The 23,527-nt window shown below is 70.5% G+C and carries 22 protein-coding genes; 12 read left to right on the forward strand and 10 right to left on the reverse strand.

Annotation, left to right across the window (positions count from 1 at the left end; genetic code table 11):
• Positions 1-28: 28 nt before the first annotated feature.
• The 7 genes from ASG69_RS14010 to ASG69_RS14040 are packed head-to-tail and all read right to left on the reverse strand — an operon-like array spanning position 29 to position 7,534.
• The gene (locus ASG69_RS14010) at positions 29-709 is read right to left on the reverse strand and encodes a Maf family protein (RefSeq protein ID WP_056447730.1); all 681 of its coding nucleotides are present in this window, start codon (positions 707-709) and stop codon (positions 29-31) included.
• Positions 706-963: an acyl-CoA carboxylase subunit epsilon gene (locus ASG69_RS14015; RefSeq protein ID WP_027506905.1), complete on the reverse strand. Its 258-nt coding sequence runs from the start codon at positions 961-963 to the stop codon at positions 706-708. The genes ASG69_RS14010 and ASG69_RS14015 overlap by 4 nt, the downstream gene beginning before the upstream one ends.
• 36 nt (positions 964-999) lie before the next feature.
• A complete protein-coding gene (locus tag ASG69_RS14020) occupies positions 1,000-2,388 on the reverse strand; it encodes a condensation domain-containing protein (RefSeq protein ID WP_056447732.1) in 1,389 nt (462 codons plus the stop codon).
• On the reverse strand, positions 2,379-3,809 hold the full coding sequence (locus ASG69_RS14025) for a condensation domain-containing protein (RefSeq protein ID WP_056447733.1): 1,431 nt from the start codon (positions 3,807-3,809) through the stop codon (positions 2,379-2,381). Before ASG69_RS14025 ends, ASG69_RS14020 begins: the two co-directional genes overlap by 10 nt.
• Positions 3,806-5,266 carry a condensation domain-containing protein gene (locus ASG69_RS14030; RefSeq protein WP_056447735.1) on the reverse strand — a complete coding sequence of 487 codons (1,461 nt, stop codon included), beginning with the start codon at positions 5,264-5,266 and terminating at the stop codon, positions 3,806-3,808. The genes ASG69_RS14025 and ASG69_RS14030 overlap by 4 nt, the downstream gene beginning before the upstream one ends.
• A gap of 58 nt (positions 5,267-5,324) precedes the next feature.
• Entirely contained in the window at positions 5,325-6,200 is an 876-nt protein-coding gene (locus ASG69_RS14035) for a glycosyltransferase family 2 protein (protein WP_056447737.1), read from the reverse strand.
• Positions 6,197-7,534 (reverse strand): glycosyltransferase, encoded by a 1,338-nt coding sequence (locus tag ASG69_RS14040; RefSeq protein WP_082544644.1) that lies wholly within the window; start codon positions 7,532-7,534, stop codon positions 6,197-6,199. The genes ASG69_RS14035 and ASG69_RS14040 overlap by 4 nt, the downstream gene beginning before the upstream one ends.
• Before the next feature lie 443 nt (positions 7,535-7,977).
• Here ASG69_RS14040 and ASG69_RS14045 point away from each other — a divergent pair, with 443 nt between their 5' ends.
• From ASG69_RS14045 to ASG69_RS14055, 3 genes are read left to right on the forward strand one after another with little or no spacing between them, the layout of a single operon-like run.
• Entirely contained in the window at positions 7,978-9,273 is a 1,296-nt protein-coding gene (locus ASG69_RS14045) for a glycosyltransferase (protein ID WP_056447740.1), read from the forward strand.
• Complete coding sequence (locus ASG69_RS14050; protein WP_056447742.1) at positions 9,270-10,616, forward strand: hypothetical protein; 1,347 nt, start codon at positions 9,270-9,272, stop codon at positions 10,614-10,616. The genes ASG69_RS14045 and ASG69_RS14050 overlap by 4 nt, the downstream gene beginning before the upstream one ends.
• A complete protein-coding gene (locus ASG69_RS14055) occupies positions 10,603-12,000 on the forward strand; it encodes a hypothetical protein (protein WP_056447744.1) in 1,398 nt (465 codons plus the stop codon). The genes ASG69_RS14050 and ASG69_RS14055 overlap by 14 nt, the downstream gene beginning before the upstream one ends.
• Positions 12,001-12,003: 3 nt before the next feature.
• Here ASG69_RS14055 and ASG69_RS14060 read toward each other — a convergent pair whose 3' ends face one another.
• Entirely contained in the window at positions 12,004-13,665 is a 1,662-nt protein-coding gene (locus tag ASG69_RS14060; RefSeq protein WP_056447745.1) for an acyl-CoA carboxylase subunit beta, read from the reverse strand.
• 77 nt (positions 13,666-13,742) lie between these two features.
• On the opposite strand from ASG69_RS14060, the gene ASG69_RS14065 reads away from it, so the two are divergent.
• The 5 genes from ASG69_RS14065 to ASG69_RS14085 are packed head-to-tail and all read left to right on the forward strand — an operon-like array spanning position 13,743 to position 17,782.
• Complete coding sequence (locus ASG69_RS14065; protein ID WP_056448034.1) at positions 13,743-14,597, forward strand: biotin--[acetyl-CoA-carboxylase] ligase; 855 nt, start codon at positions 13,743-13,745, stop codon at positions 14,595-14,597.
• A 26-nt stretch (positions 14,598-14,623) separates the two neighbouring features.
• On the forward strand, positions 14,624-15,166 hold the full coding sequence (locus ASG69_RS14070) for a PH domain-containing protein (protein ID WP_027506896.1): 543 nt from the start codon (positions 14,624-14,626) through the stop codon (positions 15,164-15,166).
• A 9-nt stretch (positions 15,167-15,175) separates the two neighbouring features.
• Positions 15,176-15,859 carry a response regulator transcription factor gene (locus ASG69_RS14075; protein ID WP_027506895.1) on the forward strand — a complete coding sequence of 228 codons (684 nt, stop codon included), beginning with the start codon at positions 15,176-15,178 and terminating at the stop codon, positions 15,857-15,859.
• Positions 15,860-15,871: 12 nt separating this feature from the next.
• Positions 15,872-17,197 (forward strand): ATP-binding protein, encoded by a 1,326-nt coding sequence (locus ASG69_RS14080; RefSeq protein WP_027506894.1) that lies wholly within the window; start codon positions 15,872-15,874, stop codon positions 17,195-17,197.
• Positions 17,198-17,224: 27 nt separating this feature from the next.
• Positions 17,225-17,782: a TetR family transcriptional regulator gene (locus ASG69_RS14085; protein ID WP_056447747.1), complete on the forward strand. Its 558-nt coding sequence runs from the start codon at positions 17,225-17,227 to the stop codon at positions 17,780-17,782.
• Positions 17,783-17,815: 33 nt separating this feature from the next.
• On the opposite strand, the gene ASG69_RS14090 is transcribed toward ASG69_RS14085, so the two are convergent.
• Positions 17,816-20,257, reverse strand: coding sequence for a cytochrome P450/oxidoreductase (locus ASG69_RS14090; RefSeq protein WP_056447749.1), 2,442 nt, complete (start codon positions 20,255-20,257; stop codon positions 17,816-17,818).
• 165 nt (positions 20,258-20,422) lie between these two features.
• The gene (locus ASG69_RS14095; RefSeq protein ID WP_037186749.1) at positions 20,423-21,013 is read right to left on the reverse strand and encodes a GtrA family protein; all 591 of its coding nucleotides are present in this window, start codon (positions 21,011-21,013) and stop codon (positions 20,423-20,425) included.
• A 54-nt stretch (positions 21,014-21,067) separates the two neighbouring features.
• Between ASG69_RS14095 and ASG69_RS14100 the strand changes: the two genes are divergently transcribed.
• From ASG69_RS14100 to ASG69_RS23090, 4 genes are all read left to right on the forward strand, one after another.
• Positions 21,068-22,360 carry a 5-(carboxyamino)imidazole ribonucleotide synthase gene (locus ASG69_RS14100; RefSeq protein ID WP_056447751.1) on the forward strand — a complete coding sequence of 431 codons (1,293 nt, stop codon included), beginning with the start codon at positions 21,068-21,070 and terminating at the stop codon, positions 22,358-22,360.
• On the forward strand, positions 22,353-22,871 hold the full coding sequence (gene purE, locus ASG69_RS14105; protein WP_027506889.1) for a 5-(carboxyamino)imidazole ribonucleotide mutase: 519 nt from the start codon (positions 22,353-22,355) through the stop codon (positions 22,869-22,871). Before ASG69_RS14100 ends, purE begins: the two co-directional genes overlap by 8 nt.
• Complete coding sequence (crcB, locus tag ASG69_RS14110; protein ID WP_056447753.1) at positions 22,868-23,308, forward strand: fluoride efflux transporter CrcB; 441 nt, start codon at positions 22,868-22,870, stop codon at positions 23,306-23,308. Before purE ends, crcB begins: the two co-directional genes overlap by 4 nt.
• The coding region (locus tag ASG69_RS23090; protein WP_235578961.1) for a fluoride efflux transporter FluC at positions 23,305-23,527 on the forward strand (223 nt) is incomplete at its 3' end. The genes crcB and ASG69_RS23090, both read left to right, overlap by 4 nt.

Here is a 23,527-nt window from a genome sequence, read left to right on the forward strand (position 1 = left end):
CGATCCTAGGGCGCGCGTCGGGACGGCGTCAGACGCTGGTGTCGTCGATCCCGTCACGATGCGCCGCGGCGCTCTCCCACAGATCGGCGATGCCGACACCCACCTCGGCGAGCAACCGGCGTACCAGCGGCAGCCCGATACCGATGACGGACGACGGGTCACCCTCGATGCCGTCGACGAACCAGCCACCGAGACCGTCGAGGGTGAACGCCCCCGCGACGGCGAGTGGCTCGCCCGAGCGAAGGTATGCCTCGAGGTCCCGCTCGGTCGGCGAGGAGAAGTGCACCGTGGTCCCGCAGTGGGCCGCGCCGCGTGCGGTCACCCGGCCGTCGTCGAGCCGTAGGACGCAGTGACCGGTGAGCAGGTCACCGCTCGCACCGGCCATCGCCGCCCAGCGTTCGCGAGCGACGGCGACGTCTCGTGGTTTGCCCACGAGGTCGCCGCCGATCGACAGCATGGAGTCGCAGCCCACGACGACGACGGTGCCGGTCGACAGCTCCGGATCGTGGGCGAGAGCCTCTGCGATCACGGCCGCCTTGGCCGCGGCCAGCTCGGTGACCACCACCTCGTGCGGGGAGTCGGAGGGCAGTGCTGCGGCGACCGCGTCCTCGTCGACGTCCGAGACCCGGACGATCGGATCCACCCCGGCTGCCCGCAACACGGCCAGGCGGGCGGGCGAGCGCGACGCGAGTACGAACCGGACCGTCACCGCGGTCCGGTGACCCCGGTGGTGAACGAGTAGGGCGAGAAGGCCGTGCCCGCGCGGTGCATGGTGGACGGGCGACCCCAGTGATCGAGCACGGGGATCTCGGTCGGCCCGGCGTCGGCCGTGGCGGCGGACAGGACGGCCACGAGGGCGGCGATCTCCTCGTCGGTCGGGTTGCCCGACTCGACGCGCAGGAAGGGCGCCGAGGGAGCGGTCTCGTCCGTACCGGACTCGGTCCGGTCGTCGGCTGATGTCACGAAGCGTCTCCTCCAGGTGCAGGTGTTCCCCGAACTCTAGGGGACGGTGACCGGCGCGTCGGCCGCGGTCCGGGTGTCCACCGCGAACCGTAGGGCGGCCTCGCACGGCTGGGCGACGAGTGCGAGGTGGTCCGTGACGGCGGCCACGAAGGCCTCGATCGTGGTGCGGGCGGTCGGGTTGTCGGGGAACCGGCTCCGCAGTGCGAGACCGTCCGCGGTGCGGGAGATCCAGAACTGCGCGTCGTCGGAGACGGTGACGTTGGAGATGTGGTGGGCGTCGATGCTGCGCAGCAGGTCGTGTCCGGGGGCCGACCGGTAGTCGACGTAGGACACCATGAAGACGTCCTTGCGCGGGCGCCGGAGTCCGCCCGCGGCCTCGACCACGCGGGCGATGGGCACCTCGCCCAGCGCGACCGCGCGTCGCACCGCCGAACCGGCCGAGCGGATCGTGGCCCTCAGGTCGCTCTCGGTGACCACCTCGAGCGGCGCGTTGGTGACGAACCAGCCGACGGACGACCGCCATGCCGCGGATCGACGGGTGTGCAGCGGGAACAGCAGGGGAACCGTGGCGCCACCACCGAGGTCGCGTACCGCGTGCGCCATGGCCGCGAGCACACCGGCGTAGAGGCTGGCCCCGTCGGCCCGGCACCCGGTCTCGGCCGCGTCGGCCTCCGGTGCGGTGAGCAGGGTGTCGACGCGGACCGCACAGCGGTCCGTGCGCCCGTGCGGGACTCCGAGATCGAGAGGGAACTGCGGCGGAGCGCCGGCGCCCGCGTGCAGGAAGTCGACCCACGTGCGGAGCCGGTCGTCCTCGAGGTCGATCGGCGTGCCCGCGGACTCGGCTGCGCAGTAGTCGACGAAGTCACCCGGATCCGGCGCGGTCTCCGGCTCGCCGAGATAGCCCCGACGGACGTCGTCGATGACGACCGCCAGCGAATAGGCGTCGACGTGCGCGTGATCGAACCCGCACACCACCGTGGAGACGTCCGGACGATCGATGGCGAGGAAGGTGTAGGCCGGTGCGGAGAAGGGAGCGCACGCGGCGTCGAGCGCGCCGCGCACGACGCGGTGGGCCTCCGGGACGGAGGGGACCGCGATGTCCGGTCGTCGTCGGAGGGTGAGCGCACCCTGCGGATGATTCACGCGTGACGGACCGGAGTCGGACCGCACGAACCCGGTCCGGAGCGAACCGTGGCGTGCGACCAACCGCTCGAGAGAACGCTCCAGGGCATCGGTGTCCAGCGGCCCCGGGACGTCGAACGATGCTGCGAGCCACGTGCTGCCGTCGTCGACGTCGGCGAGGTGCGCACTCTGGTTGAACGACGGCGGGACCGTCGACGGGACGGGTTCGGCGTCGGAACGCACGAGCCACTGCAGGACGACGCCCGGGCGCGGGGCCCAGGCGTCCACTCCGATCACGTGCACGCGCCACCACCGACGACGCGGTTCCCGTCCCGCGCGACCGTCTGCAGGACCTCCCGCAGGTGCTGGTGGTATCGCGCCACCTGCCGCTGAGCCTCGGGCGTCGCGGGAGTCTGCGACCCGAGATAGAAGTGGCGATCGTCCCGGTTGAACCACATGGACGCGTTCGCGGTGCGGCCCTCGCCGGTGAACAGGATCGCGTCGTCGTCGGCCTCGGAGCCGTGGCCGGGGAACCAGCGGAAATCGATGTAGGACAACAGGTGCGGGCTCGATGCCAGTCCGGCGCCGCCGACACCGGACTCGAAGAGCAGCTGCAGCACCTTCCCGATCGGCGCTGCCGCGGTGGCCTTCGTGCGGGCGTAGGCCTCGCTCGCCCGACCGACGAGGGTGCGGAAGTCGCCGGTGCCCGCCACGGGGAACGTCACGGGCGCGAAATTGCAGAACCAGCCCTGGGACAGGGCGAAGTCCCCGAGGTGGCGGGTACCGAGCACGGTGATGCCGGCGTAGTCGTCTCGGCCCGCGAGCTCGTGATCGGTGATCGCGACCGCGGCGAACAGGCCCGTGACGAACTTCCCACCCGCCTCCCGGCACGCGGCGTCGAAGGCCGCGGTGTCGTCCGCGCCCAGCAGGTCCATCTCGATCGGTTCGACGGGAGCGGTCTCACCCGGTGCGAGTCCGAGGTCGAGCGGGAAGGACGGCATCGCGCCGCCGTGGGCTCGCACGACGTCGATCCACTCGGCCAGCTCGGGGGAGTCGGCGTCGACGGCCTCGGCCTTCTCGTTCTCGATCGCGACGTGCTCGAGGAAGCTTCCGGTCCACGCCGAGATGTCGGTGGGTGCACGGTTCGACTGCGCCGCGCGATAGAGATCGATCAGCTCCGCCAGGACCAGGACCTGAGAGGCGCCGTCGGAGAACGCGTGGTCCGCTCCGTAGTAGAGCGTGAATCCCCCCGGTCGCGCCACCGCCCCGAACGCCACGGCGGGCCAACTCAGGGGTGTGGCGTCCCGCGAGAGCCGAACGCGCACGTAGTCGAGGAACTGGTCGGGCGCCGAGCACTCGCCCGCGGAGACGGCACGCAGGCGCGCGGCCGCCGGGGGAACGCGGCGCCGCACGACCGCGCCGCCGTCCGTCTCGAACCACGTCTGCAGTCCCTCGTGGCGCAGGAGGAACTGCTCGAAGGCGAGGGTCAACGCGGCGACGTCGAGATCTCCGGCGACCTCGGTCGCGGAGCCGAGGTACGCGGTGTGCTTGCCTCCCCGGTCCGCCACCGCGCGCACACCGCGAACATGGTTCTCCTGCAGGAACGACGGCGGGGTGGGATCGACCGGTGCGAACTCGACGAGCGGCCGTGCGTCGTCGACCGGATGCCACTCGAGCAGTTCGCCGGGTGCGGGTTTCCAGTTGCGCATCGCCGTGATGATCATGCGTGCACCGTCCTGTCCGCCCCGCTCTCGACGCCGGCGCCGGCGGACTCGCGCAACACCTCCTGGAATCGGGCGAGGTAGGCGTGCACGTTGCGGACCGCCTCCTCGTGGCCCGGGAACCGGGCCGCGATGCTGAGGCCGAGCGGCGTGCGGAGAATCCAGAAGTAGACCTCGTCGCGGGAGGCGGTGGCACTGCGGAGTGTGCGCGTGTTCCACAGCGGCCACGACTCGGCATCGGGGGTGTGGCGCAGATCGAGGTAGGACACCACGAACTGCGGCACCGAGTCCACGTTCAGCAGCCGCGCGACACGGGAGTACGGCTGGCGTGCATAGCCCTTGACGGCGTCCAGGCCGGCGGCGGCGCGGCGCACGGCGTCGTCCACGTCCGAGGCGGGGTCGACGTGGACGTCGACCGGCACCACTCCCACGTACCAGCCGACCGATTCGGCGTACTGGGGCTCGAAGCGCGTGTGCATGGGCATGGTCACACGCAGTCGGCGTTCACCCGCGAGGTCGCGGGAGGTCAGTGCCAGCGCACCGACCACGGCCGCGGTCATGGACGCACCCCGCGCGCGGGTGTGTGCGGCGAGCGCGTCGGTGTCCGCCGCACTCAACAGGTACCGGGAGAGACTGCTCTGCCGCTCGGGACCGTGCTCGTCGTCGGCGCCGACCGGGAGGGGGAACGGGGGGAAGCTGCCGTCGGAGAGGAAGGACGACCAGGTGCGGACCACCTCGTGGTCGGGGGTCAGGCAGTCACCGGTCTCCCGGTCGACGACGCTGAAGTCGAGATGACTGCCGATCGCCGCCAGCCGTGGATCGCGCGCGTGGATCTCGAACTCGTACAGCCGGCGGAGTTCGCTGACGGCCAACAGCATCGAGTACGCGTCCATGACGGAGTGATCGGCTCCGAAGACGAGCAGGAACCGGTCCGTCTCGTCGTCCTCCTCGGTCGACGAACTCGGGGCGATGTCCTCGACCGTGGCGACCACGCAGTGCGGCCACCGGAACGGCGACAGGGTGCGGGCGAAGAAGTCCGAGACGTCGGCGTGCACGTCGGATCCCGTGCGCCGACGCCCGAGTACACGCGGAACCACGTCCACCGCATCCTCCGGGACGGTGGAGCGGGCGAGACGGGCGCCGCCGTCGGCGTCGACGCCGTCCGTCGTGACCGTCGAGCGGAAGGTCTCGTGGCGAGAGGTCCACGCGCGCAGAGCACGACGCAGCGCCTCGGCGTCGTACCGGTCGTGGATCTCGAACACCGCCCCGATCCAGGCGGCGCCGATCTCGTCCGAGGATCCCGTGGCAGCCTTGGCGAGGCTGTGACGGCAATGTTCCTCGTGCGTGTAGGCCAGTGGTCGGTCGTCCCGATACCAGCGGTCGGTCGCGGTGACGGTGGGGATCCACTCGGTCACCACGCCCCGGGGGAGCGGGTGATCGGCGAGCTCGGTGAATTCCATCTTCGGTCTCACGTCCGTTCGGGTCGAGATCGCAGGGTCGGGAAGTGGAGCGGTGCGCTCAGGGCATTCCGCGATCGGTGCGGGGGCGCAGGAGATGTCGCGCGGAGAAGGATCCGCTGTCGCTGTCGTAGGCGCGGATCATCACGAGTCGGCAGGCGTGGAGCACGGACACCCCCGGCACGTACAGCACGAGCGCTGCCGCCGCGAGCGCGTGGCGTCGATGCAGTCGCAGGGTTCGGGGGAGGCACGCCATGTAGCGGACGAAGGACCGCATTCCCGATTCCATTCGGCGCGGCGACACTCCCACAGTGAGGGAGGGCAGAAAGGCGTTGCGCCCGCCCGACTCCTGGACGCAGAGCCCCATGTCGACGTCCTCGAAGACGTCGCGGCGCAGCGAGACGTCCTCGCGGATCAGCTTCCACGTCTCGCGGCGCAGGATCATGTTGGAGCCGTAGAGGACCGGAACGTCGCGGACCTCCGGCGTGGACGGCGACCGCCGGGCGAGCGGTGACCACCGCGCCTTGATGCGGGCGGCCGCGTCGCCGTAGGGCAGCTCGTACGCCTCACCGCGTCCGCACGCGGCGGCCCAGTGCTGGTCGACGTCGGCGGCGAAGAAGTCGAGAATCGTTGCCGCCCAGTCATCGGGCACGCGGGTGTCGGCATCGATCCGGGCGACGAGATCCCCGGACGCCGCATCCATACCGGCGTTCCGGGCGAAGACGAGACCCTGCTGCTTCTCGGTCACCACGCGGATCTCGGGGTGGTCCGTGGCATGTCGTCGCACGATGTCACGGGTGCCGTCCGCGGAGTTGTTGTCCACGACGATGATCTCGGTGATGCAGTCGAGCTGGGTGCACAGCAGGTCCAGGCACGCGCCGATACACTCCTCCTCGTCGAATGCCGGGACGACGACGGACAGGGACAGTCGGTTCATCGGGAGGTCTCCGTTCGCGAGGCGGTCGGGTGCAGCGGGGCCCTGCGGCGCTGCGCTGCCGCCTCGACGAGGTCGGCGCACCGCCGGACCGCATCGGTGGGCGAGACGAGGGAATCCGCGAGACGCTCTGCAGCAGAACGTGTCCGTGGGTGGAGCACCCGGGCCAGAGCGGCATCGAGCGAGGCGGAGGATGCCGATCGTGCGGCGACGCTCGCGCCGACTCGCGAGGCGACGACGCGTCGTCCCCACAGGGGTTGATCGGCACCGACGTGACACACGAGAGTGGGTCGACCGGCGCGCAGACCGGCGGCGGTGGACCCGGCGCCGCCGTGGTGAACGACGGCCTCGCACTGCGGGAGCACCGCGGTGTGGTCGACGGCCGACACCGAGAGGACATCGTGCCCGAACTCGCTGGAACCGGGGGCGTTCTCGCGCAGCAGCCGGTCGTCCCAGCCGCCGACGAGCAGAACGCGTCGCCCGGCACGCCGGACGGCAGCGACGAGTTCGTCGAGAAGAGCCGCGCCGCCGGGGACCGTCATGCTGCCGAACCCGATGTACACCGGTGGTGTGCCCGCGCGGAGCCAGGAATCGAGACCGTCGGTGACCGGGGCAGCTCGCTGCACCGCGGCGCGAGTGCGGGCGTCGGGATGCAGGAAACCGGTGAGAGGTCGCGCCGGGCCCCATTCCTCCGTGAGCCCGGGGAACAGCGCCGCGTCGTACGCCTGGATCTCGGTGACGCCCGAACGCGCCAGCGCCCCAGCGACACTGGATGTCATGGGCGGAAGTCCGAGTTCTGCTCGGAGGGTGGTGTGCGCACCACGGGAGGCGCGCCACAGTGTGGTGTCGAGCGCCCACCACGCCGCGCGGTGCACGAACCCCGGGAGGGCCGACGGTACCGGGACGACGGAGGCGACGCCGTTGCTGCGAACCGGGCAGAACTGCAGGGGTGCGTAGGGGATCGAGTGCACCTCGGCGACGTCGTACGCGCTCTCCTGACCGACGGACGACCCCACGAGGACATCGCTGCCGGCGGCCAGGTCGGTCAGCGCGGCTCGCGCGGCGCGACCTCCCGCGACGGTGATGGCCGTGACGGCTGCCAACCGGCGGCGCGGGTTGCGCGAGGCCATGTCTCGGGTCACGAGGGGCGAGGTGAGCAGCTCCGCGGTGTCCACACCGCACGGGCGAGCATCGAGGCCGGCGGACGCGGCGAAGGCGACGAGGTTCGGCGGAACGGCGAGCACCACCCGGTGTCCACGTCGTTCCAGCTCGGTGGCCAGGACGACGCCGGGCTGCACGTCGCCTCTACTTCCCTGAAATGCCAACGTGACCTGCATGTCTCACCCCCTCGAGTGTTGCTCCGCGACCCCCGCGCGCCGAGCGTCCGCAACTGATGACCTCCGCGAACTGTTCGTGGAACGACCATTGCAGACATGGTGGGACTCCGCCAATCGTGACGTCCTACGCCACACCGACACGCCAGGGTGACGAGTGTCTCGCTGTCCGAGTTGCGATCAGGCCCGTCGTGACATCCCACGCCGCTGCGCCGACCCGACCTCCTTGTTCGGCGTATTCGGCTGTCAGCCTCGATAAGTCGACTGCGGCGCTGCTTGTGACCAGCGTGCGTTCCCGACCTCGAGGTCTGTCCGTGGTCCAGTTCTCGGATCGGCACCACGACATGCCGTCCCGTGCGTCGAATGGTACGAACAAGTGACACAAGCGGACGAGACGCCATTTCCGGCGCACTCCACATCAGGTATGTCCGAGGGGGAATCGAGTCGTGCGCATCGTCATGGCCGTCAGCGGAACGCGAGGCGACGTACAACCTGCCGTCGTCCTGGGTTCGGATCTGGCGGGCCGGGGCCACCACGTGGTCATGGCAGTTCCGCCCAACCTCGTGCACCTGGCCCGCGGGGTCGGACTCGAGACGGTGCCGTTCGGGTACGACACCCGCGAGCACATGAACTCGGACCTGGTCCGTCACGGCCTGTCCCGCGGGTCGGTCGCCGACCGTGCGCGGGCGCTCGCCGCACTGTGGAACTTCGGGTGGGACCAGATGGTGACGGAACTGCGCGACGTCGTCGACACCACGGCGCCGGACGTGCTGCTCACCGGCATCACCACCGAACAGATCGCGCTGCCCCTCGCCGAGGCGCGCGGGATCGGTCTCGTCGCACTGCATCACGCGCCGGTGCGCGCCAACCCGCGGTACTCACCGGTGCCCGGCATCGACGGTGCGCCGGCTGCGGTCGTCGGACTTGCCTGGACCGTGCTGGACCATGTCCTGTGGACGGCGACCCGGCGGCGCGAGAACACGCTGCGCCGCTCCCTGGGCATCCCCACGGTGTCGTCACCGCTTCCCGGTCGCATGGCCCGTCGCCGGACCGTCGAGATCCAGGCCTACGACCGGGTGTTCTGCCCCGAACTCGCCGTCGACTGGGACGGCACGCGTCCCCTCACCGGTTTCCTCGAGGTGTCCCCGGAGCTGCGGGCACGGATGGATCCGCAGCCGTCCGACCTGTCCCTGGACGAGTGGATCGACGACGGCCCCCCGCCCGTCTACGTCGGTTTCGGATCCATGCCGGTGACGAACCCGGCGGCCGTCCTGGCCGCCGTCGCGGATGCCGCGGCGCGCGTGGGCGAACGGGTTCTGCTGTGCGCCGGCTGGAACGACGTCGACTCCGCAGACGCGCTCGGTGATCACGTCCGTGTGACCGGCGCCGTCGACCACGCCGCGGTCTTCCCCCGGTGCCGAGCCGTCGTGCACCACGGCGGCGCGGGGACCACCGCGGCGGGACTGCGGGCCGGACGGCCGACGGTGGTGTGCTCGGTGTCGTCCGATCAGCCCTTCTGGGGTCGGCGGGTCGTCGCCCTGTCGTGCGGCGCCGCGATGTCCGCCTCCGACATCACGGCGCAGTCGTTGGAGAAGGCGTTGCGCCTCGCTCTGACGCCCGAGGCGGCCGCGGGCGCTGCTGCCGTGGCCGCCGCCATGACGAGTCCCGCGGAGGCGGTCCGCCGCGCGTCCGACCTCGTGGAGTCGGCCCGCCCCGCACCGACGGACGCGGTGGTCGCATGACGGCGCGGCTTCAGGATCAGGACTTCACCTACTGGTTCCTCTCCGAGGCGTTCGGGTGGGACGTGGTCCTGCAACTCGTGTGGCGCTTCGACGACGCGGTGCCGGACGCCGACGTGACGGCGATGGCGGTGGGACTCGCGCGCGGAGCACTGCATCGACGCATCGTGCGACCGTCGATTCCCGTCGCCCGCCCGGGCTGGGTCCGGTCCGACCGGGATCCCGCCGTTCGGCTCGACGACGAGTCTGTGACACCGGACGAGGTCCTCGACTGGGCGACGCGCGATCTCGAGACCGTCGACCTCGACGCCGAGGAGGGTCGCTGCTGGGCGCTGCGGTCCACCCGGACGACCACCGGTGGATCGGCGCTGTCTCTCACCTGCTTGCACCTCGTCGCGGACGGCCGAGCGATGACGGCGGCCGCAGTGGCCGCCGTCGCCGACACGGCCGGGGTGCGCGACGACATCGGCGCCGCGCCGACCGGGCCGGCCGCACTCGTCGGGGACGTCGGCGACGCAGCACGTCAGGTGGTCGGAGCCGTGGCCGGCGTGGCACGGACCGCCGTCGCGGTGGTGTCCGATCTCCGCTCGACCGACTCCGGCGTCGCACGTCCGGCCTCCGTCACCCCGCGCACTCCCGCACACACCCGTGCGCCGCTGGCTCGTCCGTCCTGGGCGACGGTCACGGTGCCGGTGGCGGAGTGGGACGCCGTCGCGCAGCGTCACGGCGGGACACGGAACTCGTTGTTCGTCGCGGTACTCGCCGGTGCGCTCGTCGCCACCGGCTACGCAGACGACGGGTTGCCCGTGAAGGTCGGCATCCCGATGAGTCTGCGCCGGGGTGACGACGATCAGCGCAGCAATGCCACCGGGGGCGTGTCGATCTCACTCGCCGAGCGCGTGGTTCCGGGCTCCGATCTGGGCGGTGTCCGCGCGCTGTGCCGAGACGCGTTCGCGGCGCTGTCCGCCGGACGCCGGCCGGCGATGATTCATCTGCAACCGCTGCTCCAGGTACTCCCGCTGTCCGTCGTGACGTCCGTGGTGACGGGCGGCGGGTCCGGTTTGCCCGACGTGGTCGCGTCGAATCTCGGGTCCTTCGACGGTCTCCGCCGGGTCGGCGGCCGTACCGCCACGGACGTCGCCTTCCGGGGAACAGCGCACCACGTCGACCCCGCCGGCACGCAACGCTTCGGCGAGGGCGTGCAGTCCTGGTACCTGGAGACGGACGGTGCGGCGACCTTCGCCGTGGCCGGGTTCGACGAGACACGCGTGGGGTCCGCGCAGGCGCTGACGGCAGCCCTGTCCGCGGAGCTCACCGGATGGGATGTGCCGCATGAGTTCTGGTGACGTGACCACTGCTCAGGTCCGCCCGGCAGACCGCGTGGCGGGTGCCGACGAGTCGTACGCGTCGGCGGAGCGACTCTTCGGATGGACGGCGCCGATCCAGTACCTGTGGATCTTCCCGGCCGACCCGGGTGCGGACGCCGTCGCTACGCTCGCCGACCGGCTCGCGTCGGGATCGTTCGACCGCCGGGTGGTCCCCACCTCCGTGCCGTTCGGCCACGACCGATGGGTGCGGGCCGAGCGCCCCGCCACGGTGTACACCGAACCGGGCACCATCGCGGACGACGCGGTGGGGGACTGGGTCGATGCGCGGCTCCGTGCGGCCGATCTCGACCCGTCTGCCGGACGCGGTTTCACGCTCGAGTGCGCGCACACCGATACCGGACGAGTCGTCGTGGCACTGCTGGTCTCGCACATGATCGCCGACGGCCAGGCCGTGTACGCGGCGCTCGATGCGGCTCGCCGGGGGCCGACGCGCTCGGCACTGCCCACCGGGCGTGACGTCGCCGGGTGGGCCGGCGTGCGGGGCGATCTCCGTGACGCGGGGGCGCAGATTCCCGCGGTGGCGCGGGCTCTCGCGGTGATCGGGAAGGCGGCGACGACGGCCGGCGCGACGGCGCTGCGGACGGCGATCACGCGATCCGACGAGACTGCACCGACCGCCGCGCCGGTCGCGGCTCGCGCGGACGAACCCACTCCGACCGAGTCCGACACCACCCTCGCCGTGGTGGATCTCGATCGCCGCGAGTGGGTCGACCGCGCGGCCGAGCACGGTGGTACGCCGAACAGCCTCTTCACGGCCGTCATGGGCGGGGTTCTGCGTGCGTCCGGCCATCCGACGGGTCCCGAGGGCACGCGCATCTGCATCGCGGTGAGCAACCGCGCCGACGGCGACGACAGAGCGAATGCGTCCGGGGGCGTGTGGATCCGGGTGCCCGGGCCGATCGGACCCGAGGTGGGGCTCGGCGAGATCCGCGCGCTGAGCAAGGCGGCGTTCGCGAAGTACGCGGCCACGGACGACGCGGTCACCGACCACCTGCAGGCGGTGGCCAGGTTGCTTCCGGACCGGGTGCTCGGGCGGATGATGACGTCCATCGCCGGGCCGGACACCACGGTGTCGAACCTGGGCGCCGCGCCGCAGAGCGCCCTCGAACTCGGTGATCAGGTCGCGGAGTCGTTCGGTATCCGCGCGATCATGCAGGGCCGCGACGCGGCCGCCCGGCGTCGACAGGGACCGGCGATCGCCGCGTGGGCGGTGGAGTACGGCGACAAGGTGACGGTCACCGTGTTCGGCATCCACCCCGAGTACGCGGGAGACACCGGCCGGCTCCGCGAGACGGTGTCCGCGGAGCTCGACCGGTGGTCACTCGAGCACTCGTTCTGGTGAGGTCTAGAGCGGGATGTTGCCGTGCTTCTTGGGGGGGAGGGTGACCATCTTGCGTTCGAGCAGGCGCAGTGCGGTGACGATCTGGCCGCGGGTGTGGCTCGGGGGGATCACCGCGTCGACGTAGCCGCGTTCGGCGGCGACGTACGGGTTGACGAGGGTGTCCTCGTACTCGTTCTGCAGCTCGAGGCGCAGTGCGTCGACGTCGTCACCGTTCTTGGCGGCTTCGAGGAGGCGTTTGCGGTAGACGAAGCCGACGGCGCCGGAGGCGCCCATGACGGCGATCTGCGCGGTGGGCCACGCGAGGTTGAGATCGGCGCCCATGTGCTTGGACCCCATGACGTCGTACGCGCCGCCGTAGGCCTTGCGGGTGATGACGGTGATCTTGCCGACGGTGGCCTCGCCGTAGGCGTAGAGCAGTTTCGCGCCGCGGCGGATGATGCCGTTGAACTCCTGGTCGGTGCCGGGCAGGAAGCCGGGGACGTCGACGAGGGTGATGATCGGGATGTTGAAGCAGTCGCAGGTGCGCACGAACCGGGCGGCCTTCTCGGAGGCGTCGATGTCGAGGGTGCCGGCGAACGCGGTGGGCTGGTTGGCGACGATGCCGACGCTGCGCCCGTCGACGCGGCCGAACCCGACGATGATGTTGCGGGCGCGCCCTTCCTGCACCTCGAGGAACTCGTCGTCGTCGAGGATGCGGCGGATGACCTCGTGCATGTCGTACGGGGTGTTCGGCGAGTCCGGGATCAGGGTGTCGAGTTCGAGGTCCTCGGCGGTCAGGTTGTCGGCGATGGCGCCGTCGATGGGGTCCGAGGGGGCAAGGCGGGGCGCGGTGGCCTGGTTGTTCGAGGGGAGGTAGCCCAGGAGTTCGCGGACGTAGTCGAGGGCGTCCTGCTCGCCGGAGGCGACGTAGTGGGCGACGCCGGACTTCTCCATGTGGGTGTGGGCGCCGCCGAGGTCCTCCATGGTGACGTTCTCGCCGGTGACGGTCTTGATGACGTCGGGTCCGGTGACGAACATCTGGGAGGTCTTGTCGACCATGACGACGAAGTCGGTCAGGGCGGGGGAGTAGACGTGCCCGCCCGCGGCCGGTCCCATGATCAGCGAGATCTGGGGGACGACGCCGGACATGCGGACGTTGCGGTGGAAGATCTCGCCGTAGAGGCCGAGGGAGACGACGCCTTCCTGGATGCGGGCGCCGGCGCCCTCGTTGATGCCGACGAGGGGGCGTCCGGTCTTGAGGGCGAGGTCCATGACCTTGACGATCTTCTCGCCGTAGATCTCGCCGAGGCTGCCGCCGAAGACGGTGGCGTCCTGGGAGAACACGCACACGTCGCGGCCGTCGACGGTGCCGTAGCCGGTGACGACGCCGTCGCCGAAGGGGCGGTTGTCGGCGAGGCCGAAGTTGACGGAGCGGTGGCGGGCGAGGGCGTCGAGTTCGACGAACGAGCCCTCGTCGAGGAGCGCGGTGATGCGTTCGCGGGCGGTGAGCTTGCCCTTGGCGTGCACCTTCTCCACGGCCGCCTCGCCCATGGGCTTCTCGGCCTGGGCCTGGCGGGCGGCGAGCTCGGCCAGCTTTCCGGCAGTGGTGTGGATGTCGGGTGCGGCAGCCCCCGTCTCTTCTCGAGCCACTGATTCCTGCGCGGACGCATCCTGAACACTCGTCATAGACCAGCACTGTATCGACGCCGCGCCGCCGGACGTGGCAGGGGTGGTGCGTCGGCCGCGTCTCTATGCTCGGCCCCATGTGGGAGAACCTGGACAGACCGCCGCTCGACGGGCGTGCGCTCACCCGCGCACTCGTCGAGGGACCCCGCGGATCGTGGTCGCGTGTCGACGTCGTGGCGCGGACCGGATCGACCAACGCGGACCTGTTGGCCGTCGCCGACACCGCCGGTGACCGCACTGCGCTGATCGCCGACGTCCAGGACGCGGGCCGCGGACGGCACTCGCGGTCGTTCACCGCTCCCGCGCGGTCGCAGGTCATCGTGTCGGCGCTGGTCAAGCTGCCCGGCGTGCCGCCCGGATCGGTGGGGTGGCTCCCGTTGCTCACCGGTGTCGCAGTGGTCGACGTGCTGCGCACCGTCACCGAGGTCGACGCGGTGCTCAAGTGGCCCAACGACGTCCTCATCCGCGGCGACGAGTCGTCCGGCTACGCCGGAGGCAAGGTGGCGGGCATCCTGGTGGAGGTGGCCTCGACCCATCCCGTCGTGACGGCGGTGTCCGGAGTCGGCATCAACGTCAGCCTCACCGAGGCGGAGCTGCCCGTCCCGACGGCGACGTCCCTGCAACTGGCCGGCGCGGCGGTGATCGATCGCGGCACCGTGGTGCGCGCCTTCCTGCGGGCCATGGGTTCGGCACTGGACGAGTGGCGGGAGTCGGGGTGGGACACCGCGCCGATCGCGGAGCTGTACCGCTCCCGGTGCGATACTCTCGGCCGCCGCGTGCGGGTCACGATGCCGGGCGACACCGAGCTGGTGGGCGTCGCGACCGACATCGACGAGCACGGTCGGGTGGTGATCGTGCCCGAGTCGGGGGACACCACGCCGGTCGCCGTCTCGGCGGGCGACGTCACTCACCTCCGCGCGCTCGACGCCTGACCGCCCCTTCCCCACAGGAGAATCGCATGTCGTTTCCGCAGGACGCACTGGGGCACGAGGAGGACCTGATCCTGCATCGGCACCCGCACTGGAAGATGCTCGTGCTGCCGGTGCTGACGTTCCTCGTCGCGACGCTTCTCGCGGGCTTCCTCGTGGGTCTGATCGGACGGTCGCTGGAGTCCACGGCGCGGTCCGCCGCGCTGATCGCCGTCGCGGTGGTGTGGGTCGGGCTGATCGCCTGGCGCACCGCTGTCCCCGTACTGCGTTGGCGATCCACACATTTCGTCGTGACCGACCGACGCGTCCTCGTCCGCCAGGGTGTGCTGTCGCACTCGGGCATCGACATCCCGGTACGCCGGGTGTCCAACGTGCAGTTCCGTCACGGTCTTCTCGACCGGCTCCTGAAGACCGGCACCCTGGTGATCGTGGCGAGCTCCGACGACCCCCTCGAGTTCGACGACATCCCCGACGTCGAGCGGGTCCACTCCCTGCTGTACCACCAGGTCTTCGACTCCCAGAATCACGGCTGGGACGACGGAGACGATCTCGGTCCGGCGCGCACTACGTAGGGTGGTCCGGTGACCGAAGTCCTGCTCGCCGAAGACGATGAAGCCATCGCGACCCCGCTGTCCCGCGCACTCGGACGAGAGGGGTACACGGTGACGGTCGAGCAGACCGGCCCGGCAGCGCTCTCGCGCGCGCTGGAAGGCTCGTTCGATCTCCTGATCCTCGATCTCGGGCTCCCCGGGATGGACGGCCTCGAGGTGTGCCGGCAGATCCGCGCCACCAGGTCCGACCTCGCCGTCCTGATGCTCACCGCACGCACCGACGAGGTCGACTTCGTCGTCGGTCTCGACGCGGGAGCCGACGACTACGTGAGCAAGCCCTTCCGCGTCGCCGAGCTCATGGCGCGGGTCCGGGCCCTGCTCCGGCGCCGCGGCGCGGCCTCCGAGGACGGCACCATCGAGGTGGGCGGCCTGCGCCTCGAACCCGCCGCACGGCGCGTCCTGCTCGACGGCCACGAGATCCCCCTGGCCAACAAGGAGTACGAACTTCTCAAGATCCTGCTCGACCATGCCGGTCAGGTGGTCTCGCGCGAGACCATTCTGCGCGAGGTGTGGGGCGACGCCGAGCTGCGCGGCTCGAAGACGCTGGACATGCACATGTCCTGGCTGCGCCGCAAGATCGGCGACGAGGGCTCGGTGGCCGAACGACGCATCGCGACCGTGCGCGGCGTCGGCTTCCGGATCAACACGGACTGACCGGGCCACCGCATGAGGCGTCGGATCCTGCAGTCGATCCTCGCGGTCGTCATCCTCACCGGCATGCTGCTCGGCATCCCGTTGACCTACACCGCCTGGCTGTGGGTCGAGGACTTCACTCGCGGCGACCTGCGCACCCGGCTCGAGCGCATGGCGTCCGAGATCATCGATCAGGAGGGCGGGGACGGCCGCGTGGACGGCGGCCTCGATACCGCCTCGCTGCGTCTCGTCGTGCCCATGGGCGGGCGCCTCGTCGTCGTCTACCCCACCCCCGAGAACCCGGCGTCCCGGATGGACATCGGCGCACCGTCCGTCGAGGATCCGATCGAGGAGTCCCTCTCGATGGGCACCTCCGGGTCGCTGCTCCTCGAAGTGCCGTCCGACGAGATGCGCACCGCCCAGAAGCAGGCCGTCGGCGCGGTGGCGCTCGTCGTCCTGGCCTCGATCGCGGCCGGCACCGTCGTCGCCGTCCTCACGTCCCGTCGACTCTCCACGCCCCTGCAGCACGTCGCGGGGCGGGCCGCCCGGCTGGCCGAGGGCGATTTCCGCAAGGACCCCACCCGCCACGGCATTCCCGAACTCGACCGGGTGTCCGACGTGCTGGACTCCGCATCGGTGGAGATCGTGGGGCGCCTGCAACGCGAACACTCCCTCGTCGCGGACGTCTCCCACCAGTTGCGCAGCCGTCTCACCGCGGTGCGCCTGCGTCTCGACGAGCTGTCCGGACACCCCGATCCCGAGGTGGTCACCGAGGCCAACGAGGCGATGGCCCAGGTGGACCGGCTCACCACCGCGATCGACGATCTCGTGCGGTCGTCCCGCAGTGACGGCGCGGCCGACGCCTCGACCGTGCGCGTGCGCGGCGAACTCGAACCCGTCATCGACGACTGGCGCGGGCCGTTCGCCGATGCCGGGCGCGACCTCGAGCTGCGCGGCGACTCGTCGGTCACCGCCCTGGTCACGGGTTCCCGGCTCCGCGAGGCGGTGTCGGTGCTGCTGCACAACGCGCTGGACCACGGCGGCGGGCGCTGCGTCGTCACGGTGCGCCTCGTGGGGGAGTCGCGTGCACCCGCGCAGGACGGACCACGGCCGCCCGTGGTCGTGGAGGTCTCCGACGAGGGAACCGGCGTCAGCGACGAACTCGCGCCGCACATCTTCGACCGCGGCTTCTCCGGCGCCGGATCCACCGGGGTGGGCCTCGCCCTTGCCCGCGCGCTGGTCGAGGCGGACGGGGGACGACTCGAACTGCAGCGCCGACGTCCCGCGCTCTTCGCGGTGTTCCTGCCCGCGGCACGCGTGGACCAGGTGATCCCGGCCGGGATGTCCGAACCGCGCTGACCGGCTCGGCTCACCTAGGCTCGCGACGTGACTGCGCCCGACTTCTATTCCGAACTGCGGACTCTGCGACTCGAGCGGGTGCTCGACGCCGGGGTGGAGATCATCGCCGACCGCGGGTGGGACGGCCTGAGCATGACCGAGGTCGCGAAGCGTTCCGGGGTGCCCCGGCAGAGCCTCTACAAGGAGGTGGGCACCAAGGACGACCTCGGTCGCGCCGTCGTGGACCGCGAGGTCGAGCGATTCCTGGAGCAGGTGCGCACCGGGCTGGCAGCACATCCCGACAGCTTCGAGGACGGCATCTCCGCTGCTGTTCGGGGCGTGCTCGAACACGGTCGGGCCAATGTCGCTCTCGCAGCCGTTCTGCGGCCGGGGCACGATTCGGGTCTGCTCGCCCTGGTCACGGTCCACCCCGACGCCGTGTTGGGCCACGCGAACAGTGCCGTCGGTGCGTTGGTGGGCGAGAGAGCGCCGGACGCGTTGGTGGACTGCGTGGTTCGACTGACGCTGAGCCATCTGGTGCAACCGTCCGTGGACGTGGACGATGCGGTGGATCGCATCGACCGGGTGGTCCGCGGGTTCGCCTGAGCGGACTCGGCTCGGTCCCACCGGCCCGGCGCACTACAGGTCGAGCACCAGCTTCGACGAGAGCGATCGCGAGACACACATCATGACCGTGTCCCCGCGTTCGCGTTCGCGACGCGACAGCACGGAGTCGCGGTGGTCGGGAGTGCCGCTCAGGACGTCGGCCTCGCACGTCCCGCAGATGCCTTCCATGCACGACCCGATGACGTCGGCGCCGGCCTTCGCGACGGCGTCGAAGATCGACGTGCCGTCGGGCACGGTGACGGTCACCCCCGAGCGCGCGCACTCGACCTCGAACGAGTCGAGCGCGTCGTCGGGTGCCTCGACGGTCTCGGCCGCGAAACGCTCCAGGTGCAGGCTCCCGTCCGGCCACGCCGCGCACGCGTTCTCCACGGCATCGAGGAGCGGGCCGGGCCCGCAGCAGTAGATCAGGGTCTCGGGCCGGGGCTCACCCAGCACGGTGTCGAGATCGACACGCTCGCCGCGTTCGTCCTTGGCCCAGACCGTCACGCGGTCGTCGCCGTCGAACTCGTCGAGGAACGCCATGGACGAACGAGATCGACCGGTGTACACCAGGTTCCACTCGGCGCCGTCGGCTCGGGCAGCGGCGATCATGGCGCGGATCGGTGTGATGCCGATGCCGCCGGCGATGAAGAGGTAGCTCGGTGCGGGATCGAGTGCGAAGTGGTTGAGCGGCCCTCGTGCTCGCAGAGTGGCTCCCTCCGGCAGGTGGTCGTGCACGTGCGCCGAGCCGCCGCGGCCGTCCGGCTCGCGCAGGACCGCGATCGTCCACGAGGACTCGTCGGCGGTGTCTCCACAGAGTGAGTAGTGCCTGACCAGGTCGGGGCGCAGCATCAGTTCGACGTGCGCGCCGGGCGTCCAGGACGGCAGCGATCCGCCGGCGGCATCGGTGAGGACGAGTTCGACGACGCCCTCCGCCGCGGTACGCCGGTGCGCGACCCGCACATCGAGCTGCGTCCGCTCTGCTCCGTCGCCGTCGCGGCGCTGCCGAGGGGTCGTGACGGTGGACGTGTCCACCACGGGAGCGGCGCCGGCGGCCTTCCTGTCGGTGCGGTAGGTGCCGTGCCGTCGACGCTCCCCGCCCTTCGGTGTCGTCGTCACCATCATGGAGCTGTAGCCACGAACGAAGTTGGACTGCACGCGCGTCGGCTCCGCGAGGACCTCGATGTCGTCGAAGCGCGTCAGCAGCTCCTCCCAGAGGATCCGCAGCTGCATCTCCGCGAGCCGACTTCCCATGCAGCGGTGGGTGCCGATGCCGAACGCGAGGTGATGCCGTGCGTTGCGCCGGTCGATCACGAAGCTGTCCGGGTCGTCGAACGTGCGCTCGTCGCGGTTGGCCGAGGCGTACCACATGACGACCTTGTCGCCCTCGCGGACGAACTGACCGTTCAGGACGGTGTCTCGAGTCGCGATGCGGCGCATGTAGGCGAGGGGCGTCTGCCACCGCAGGATCTCGTGGACCATCTTCGGTACCAGGCCCGGATCGGCGCGCAGGCGATCGAACTGCTCCGGGAACTGGTTCAGGGCCAGCAGTCCGCCCGTCATCGAATTGCGGGTGGTGTCGTTTCCGCCCACGACGAGCAGGACGATGTTGCCCAGGAACTCCATCGGGCGGTCGATCAGGTCCTTCGTGTCCTCGGAGAGCTGCATGAGGGTGATGAGGTCGTACCCGGGCTTCTCGCCGGCTGCGAGGCGCGCCGCCTTGTCGTGCCACAGCGCACTGAAACTGCGCGCTGCTTCCGCCGCGGCCCGATACGCCGCGTCCGTGTCGGTGGACCCGCCGGTGGCCGACGCGCTCGCGGCCACCAGATCGGTCCACTCGACCAACTTCCGTCGTTCCTCGTACGGGAAGTCGAGCAGCGTCGCGAGCATCCGCGAGGTCAACTCGATGCTGACCCGGTCGACCCAGTCGAAGGGCTCGCCCACCGGGAGCTCGTCGAGGACCTCCGCGACCCGCGAGCGGATGAGACCCTCCATCTCCTCCAGATTCCGAGGTGCGACGACGCCTTGCACCGCGGCGCGCTGCTGATCGTGGCGCGGCGGGTCCATCGCGATGAACATCTCGATGTCGAGGCCCTCCGGCGGTGTGCCCAGGATGATCTGCGGTTCCGCCGAGAACGTCTCGAAATCCCGGTCGACTGCGACGATGTCGTCGTAGCGCGTGACGGACCAGAACGGCCCGAACGCGCTGTCGGCCCGGAAGTGCACGGGCGACTCGTCTCGCAGTCTCCGGAAATAGGCCTCCCACGATCCCTGCCGCCACAGGAACGGGTTGCTGACGTCGATCTCGGTCAGGTCCAGCTTCGCCACGTCGGGGATCGCGGACTCACGGAAGTGCGGCTGCCCGTCGCTCACCACGAGCCTCTTCGCGCGCTGCCACAGATGCAGTCCCTGGATCTGACGCTCCATCGGGACCAGTGCCTGTGTTCTCGTGATGATCGTGTCGCGAACGCTCATGACGACTACCGCCTCGGTGCTGGGATGGTTCTGACGAGTGGGATGACAGAACTAAACCATGTGTATCCGAAGATGACAATAGTCGACGTATTGTCGCCGCTGAGCGGCAGCGCACCAGCGGGCCCGTCGCCGGGTGAGTGAGGAGAGGGGGCCTGACGCGTCGCGTCAGCTGTGACCCATGAACTGCGTCTGCTCGTCGTCCGGGTCGACGTCGGGATCGAGATCGGGGTCCGGCTCGTCCTCGATCAGCGGATTCGCGATGATCCCGCGGCCGTTCTCGTCCGGGAACGCGAAGCGACGCAGTGCCCAGAATCGGAAGACCATCTGCAGCAGATTGCCGATGACGTAGTTGAGGACGAAGTCGATGATGATCAACGCGGTGAGGGTGGTCTGTCCCTCGCGGATGTCGAAGACGTTGTTCGCGATCCAGAGCGGAGCGGCGGCGAGGATGACGCCGATGCCACTGATGGTGAAGAACAACAGCGCCTCGTGATGACGCTCGCGGCCACCACGGTTCTTGAACGACCACTCGCGGTTGAGGATGTAGCTGAGAATCGTCGCCATCACGCCGGAGAAGATCTTGGCGACGACGGGCTTCGACTCGAGCACGGTGAGGCTCAGTGAGTAGAAGATCGCGAGGTCGAACACCATCGTGGTCGCGCCGACGATCGCGAACTTGATCAGTTCGGAGTGGCGGAGGGCGATGCTTCGGAACGGCTGCGGGATACCGGCAACCACACGGTCGATCAGAGGCACGGTGACCCACTTTACGAAGAGCAGTGACCAAACACTAATCGGACTCGTGACACGATGAGCGACGTGACAGCAGGAGACACCGCGAATTCGGACATCCCCCAGCAGACCCCGCGCACCGACCCGCCGCGGCAGCGCACCTCGTCCCTGCCCGTCGTCGCGATGGTCGGCGGAGGACAGCTCGCACGGATGACCCACCAGGCCGCGATCGAGCTGGGTCAGACCCTGCGCGTGCTCGCGGCCGGGGAGAACGATCCGGCGGCTCGGGTGAGCGCCGACGTGGTGCTCGGCGAGCACACCGATCTCGCGGCACTGCGTGCGGTCGCCGCCGGTGCCGACGCGCTGACGTTCGATCACGAACACGTCCCCACCGAGCATCTCGACGTCCTCGTCGCCGAGGGCGTCAACGTCCAGCCGCCTCCCGAGGCGCTGATCTTCGCGCAGGACAAGCTGCGGATGCGCGTTCGCCTGCGGGAACTGGGACTACCGGTACCGGATTTCACGGAGGTGGCCTCCGTCGAGGACGTCGTCACCTTCGGTGACGCCCACGACTGGCGCATCGTGATCAAGGCCGTGCGCGGCGGCTACGACGGTCGCGGCGTCTGGATGCCCGACGACGCCGACGAGGCGCGCACCGTGGTGTCCGACCAGCTCGCCGCCGGAGTGCCGCTGATGGCGGAACAGCGTGTCGACATGGCGCGCGAACTCTCGGCGATGGTCGCGCGGTCCCCGTTCGGGCAGGGAGCGACCTGGCCCGTCGTCGAGACCGTGCAGCGGTCCGGACAGTGCGCCGTCGTCATCGCACCCGCTCCCGGCCTGTCCGAGGACCTGGCTGCGGACGCCGAGCACATCGCGCTCCGCATCGCGTCCGAGCTGGGTGTGGTGGGAGTCATGGCCGTGGAGCTGTTCGAGAAGGTCGACGGCACCCTGTCGATCAACGAACTCGCCATGCGCCCGCACAACTCGGGCCACTGGACGCAGGACGGTGCCCGGACCTCGCAGTTCGAGCAGCACCTGCGCGCGGTACTCGACTATCCCCTCGGTGACTGCGCGCCTCTCGCGCCGGTGTCCGTCATGGCCAACGTCCTCGGCGCCGAGGAGCAGCCGTCCTCGACCATGGACGAGCGGGTGCATCACCTGTTCGCGCGGATGCCCGACGCCAAGGTGCACCTCTACGACAAGGGTGAGCGCAAGGACCGCAAGATCGGCCACGTCAACATCGTGGGCCCGCGGAACGGCTCCGCGTCCGATGCCGAGCACGTCGCCGAGGTCCGGGAGCGTGCCGAGCGTGCCGCGCACTGGCTCTCGCACGGCGTCTGGACCGACGGATGGGATCCGCATCATGGATGAGAACAGCAACAGCACGGCCGTCCGGGTCGGCATCATCATGGGCAGCGACTCGGACTGGCCGGTGATGGAGGCCGCCGCCCTGGCGGTCGCCGAGTTCGGCGTCCGCTTCGAGGTGGGCGTGGTCTCCGCGCACCGGACGCCGCAGCGCATGCTCGACTACGCGCGGGACGCGGCGGACCGCGGAATCGAGGTGATCATCGCCGGCGCCGGCGGTGCCGCTCACCTGCCGGGCATGGTGGCCTCCGCGACGCCGCTCCCCGTCATCGGTGTCCCGGTTCCCCTCAAGTACCTCGACGGGATGGACTCGCTCCTGTCGATCGTCCAGATGCCGGCGGGGGTGCCCGTCGCGACGGTCTCCATCGGCGGCGCACGCAACGCCGGTCTGCTCGCCGTGCGCATTCTCGGTGCCGCCGATCCGCAGCTGCGTGGACGGATGGCCGAGTTCCAGCGCGGACTCGAGCAGATGGTGCTGGACAAGGACGAGGCGCTGCGTCGCAGTCTGCTGGAATGACCGCGTCCGCGGACTCGGTCCGTCCTCTGCACCGCACGCCCGCTGCCCTGGCCGCGGTCGTCGTCGGCGGTGCCGCGGGGACGGGTGCCCGCTACTCGTTGGAGTCCTGGGTGCCGCACTCCGGAACGGGATGGCCGTGGGCCACGTTCCTGATCAACCTGAGCGGTGCGTTCGTCCTCGGTCTGCTGCTGGAAGCGTTGGCGCGCTCGGGACCGGACGTCGGGCGGCGTCGGTGGGTGCGCCTGGTGGCGGGCACCGGCTTCTGTGGCGCGTTCACGACCTACAGCACGTTCGCCCTCGAGACGGTCGAGCTCGTCCGGGACGGCGCACCGACGACTGCACTGACCTACGCCGCCGTCGGAGTCGTGGCGGGACTGATCTGTGCCTGGGCGGGCATCGTGACCGGTGGCACCCTCCATCGGAGGCCACGCACATGACGGTCGCCGCGGTGCTGCTCGCGGGTGCGCTCGGGGCGGTGGTCCGCTTCGTCGTCGACGGCGAGGTGACGGCTCGTTTCGGTCGGCCGTTCCCCCTGGGGACTCTGATCGTCAACGTCAGTGGGTCGTTCCTTCTCGGCATCCTGGCCGGGCTCGTGCTGTTCGCCGGCCGGCCCGCCGAGTGGCAGGCCGTCGCCGGCACCGGGTTCTGCGGCGGGT

Source organism: Rhodococcus sp. Leaf225 (genome assembly GCF_001426145.1).
Taxonomy (GTDB): Bacteria; Actinomycetota; Actinomycetes; order Mycobacteriales; family Mycobacteriaceae; genus Rhodococcoides.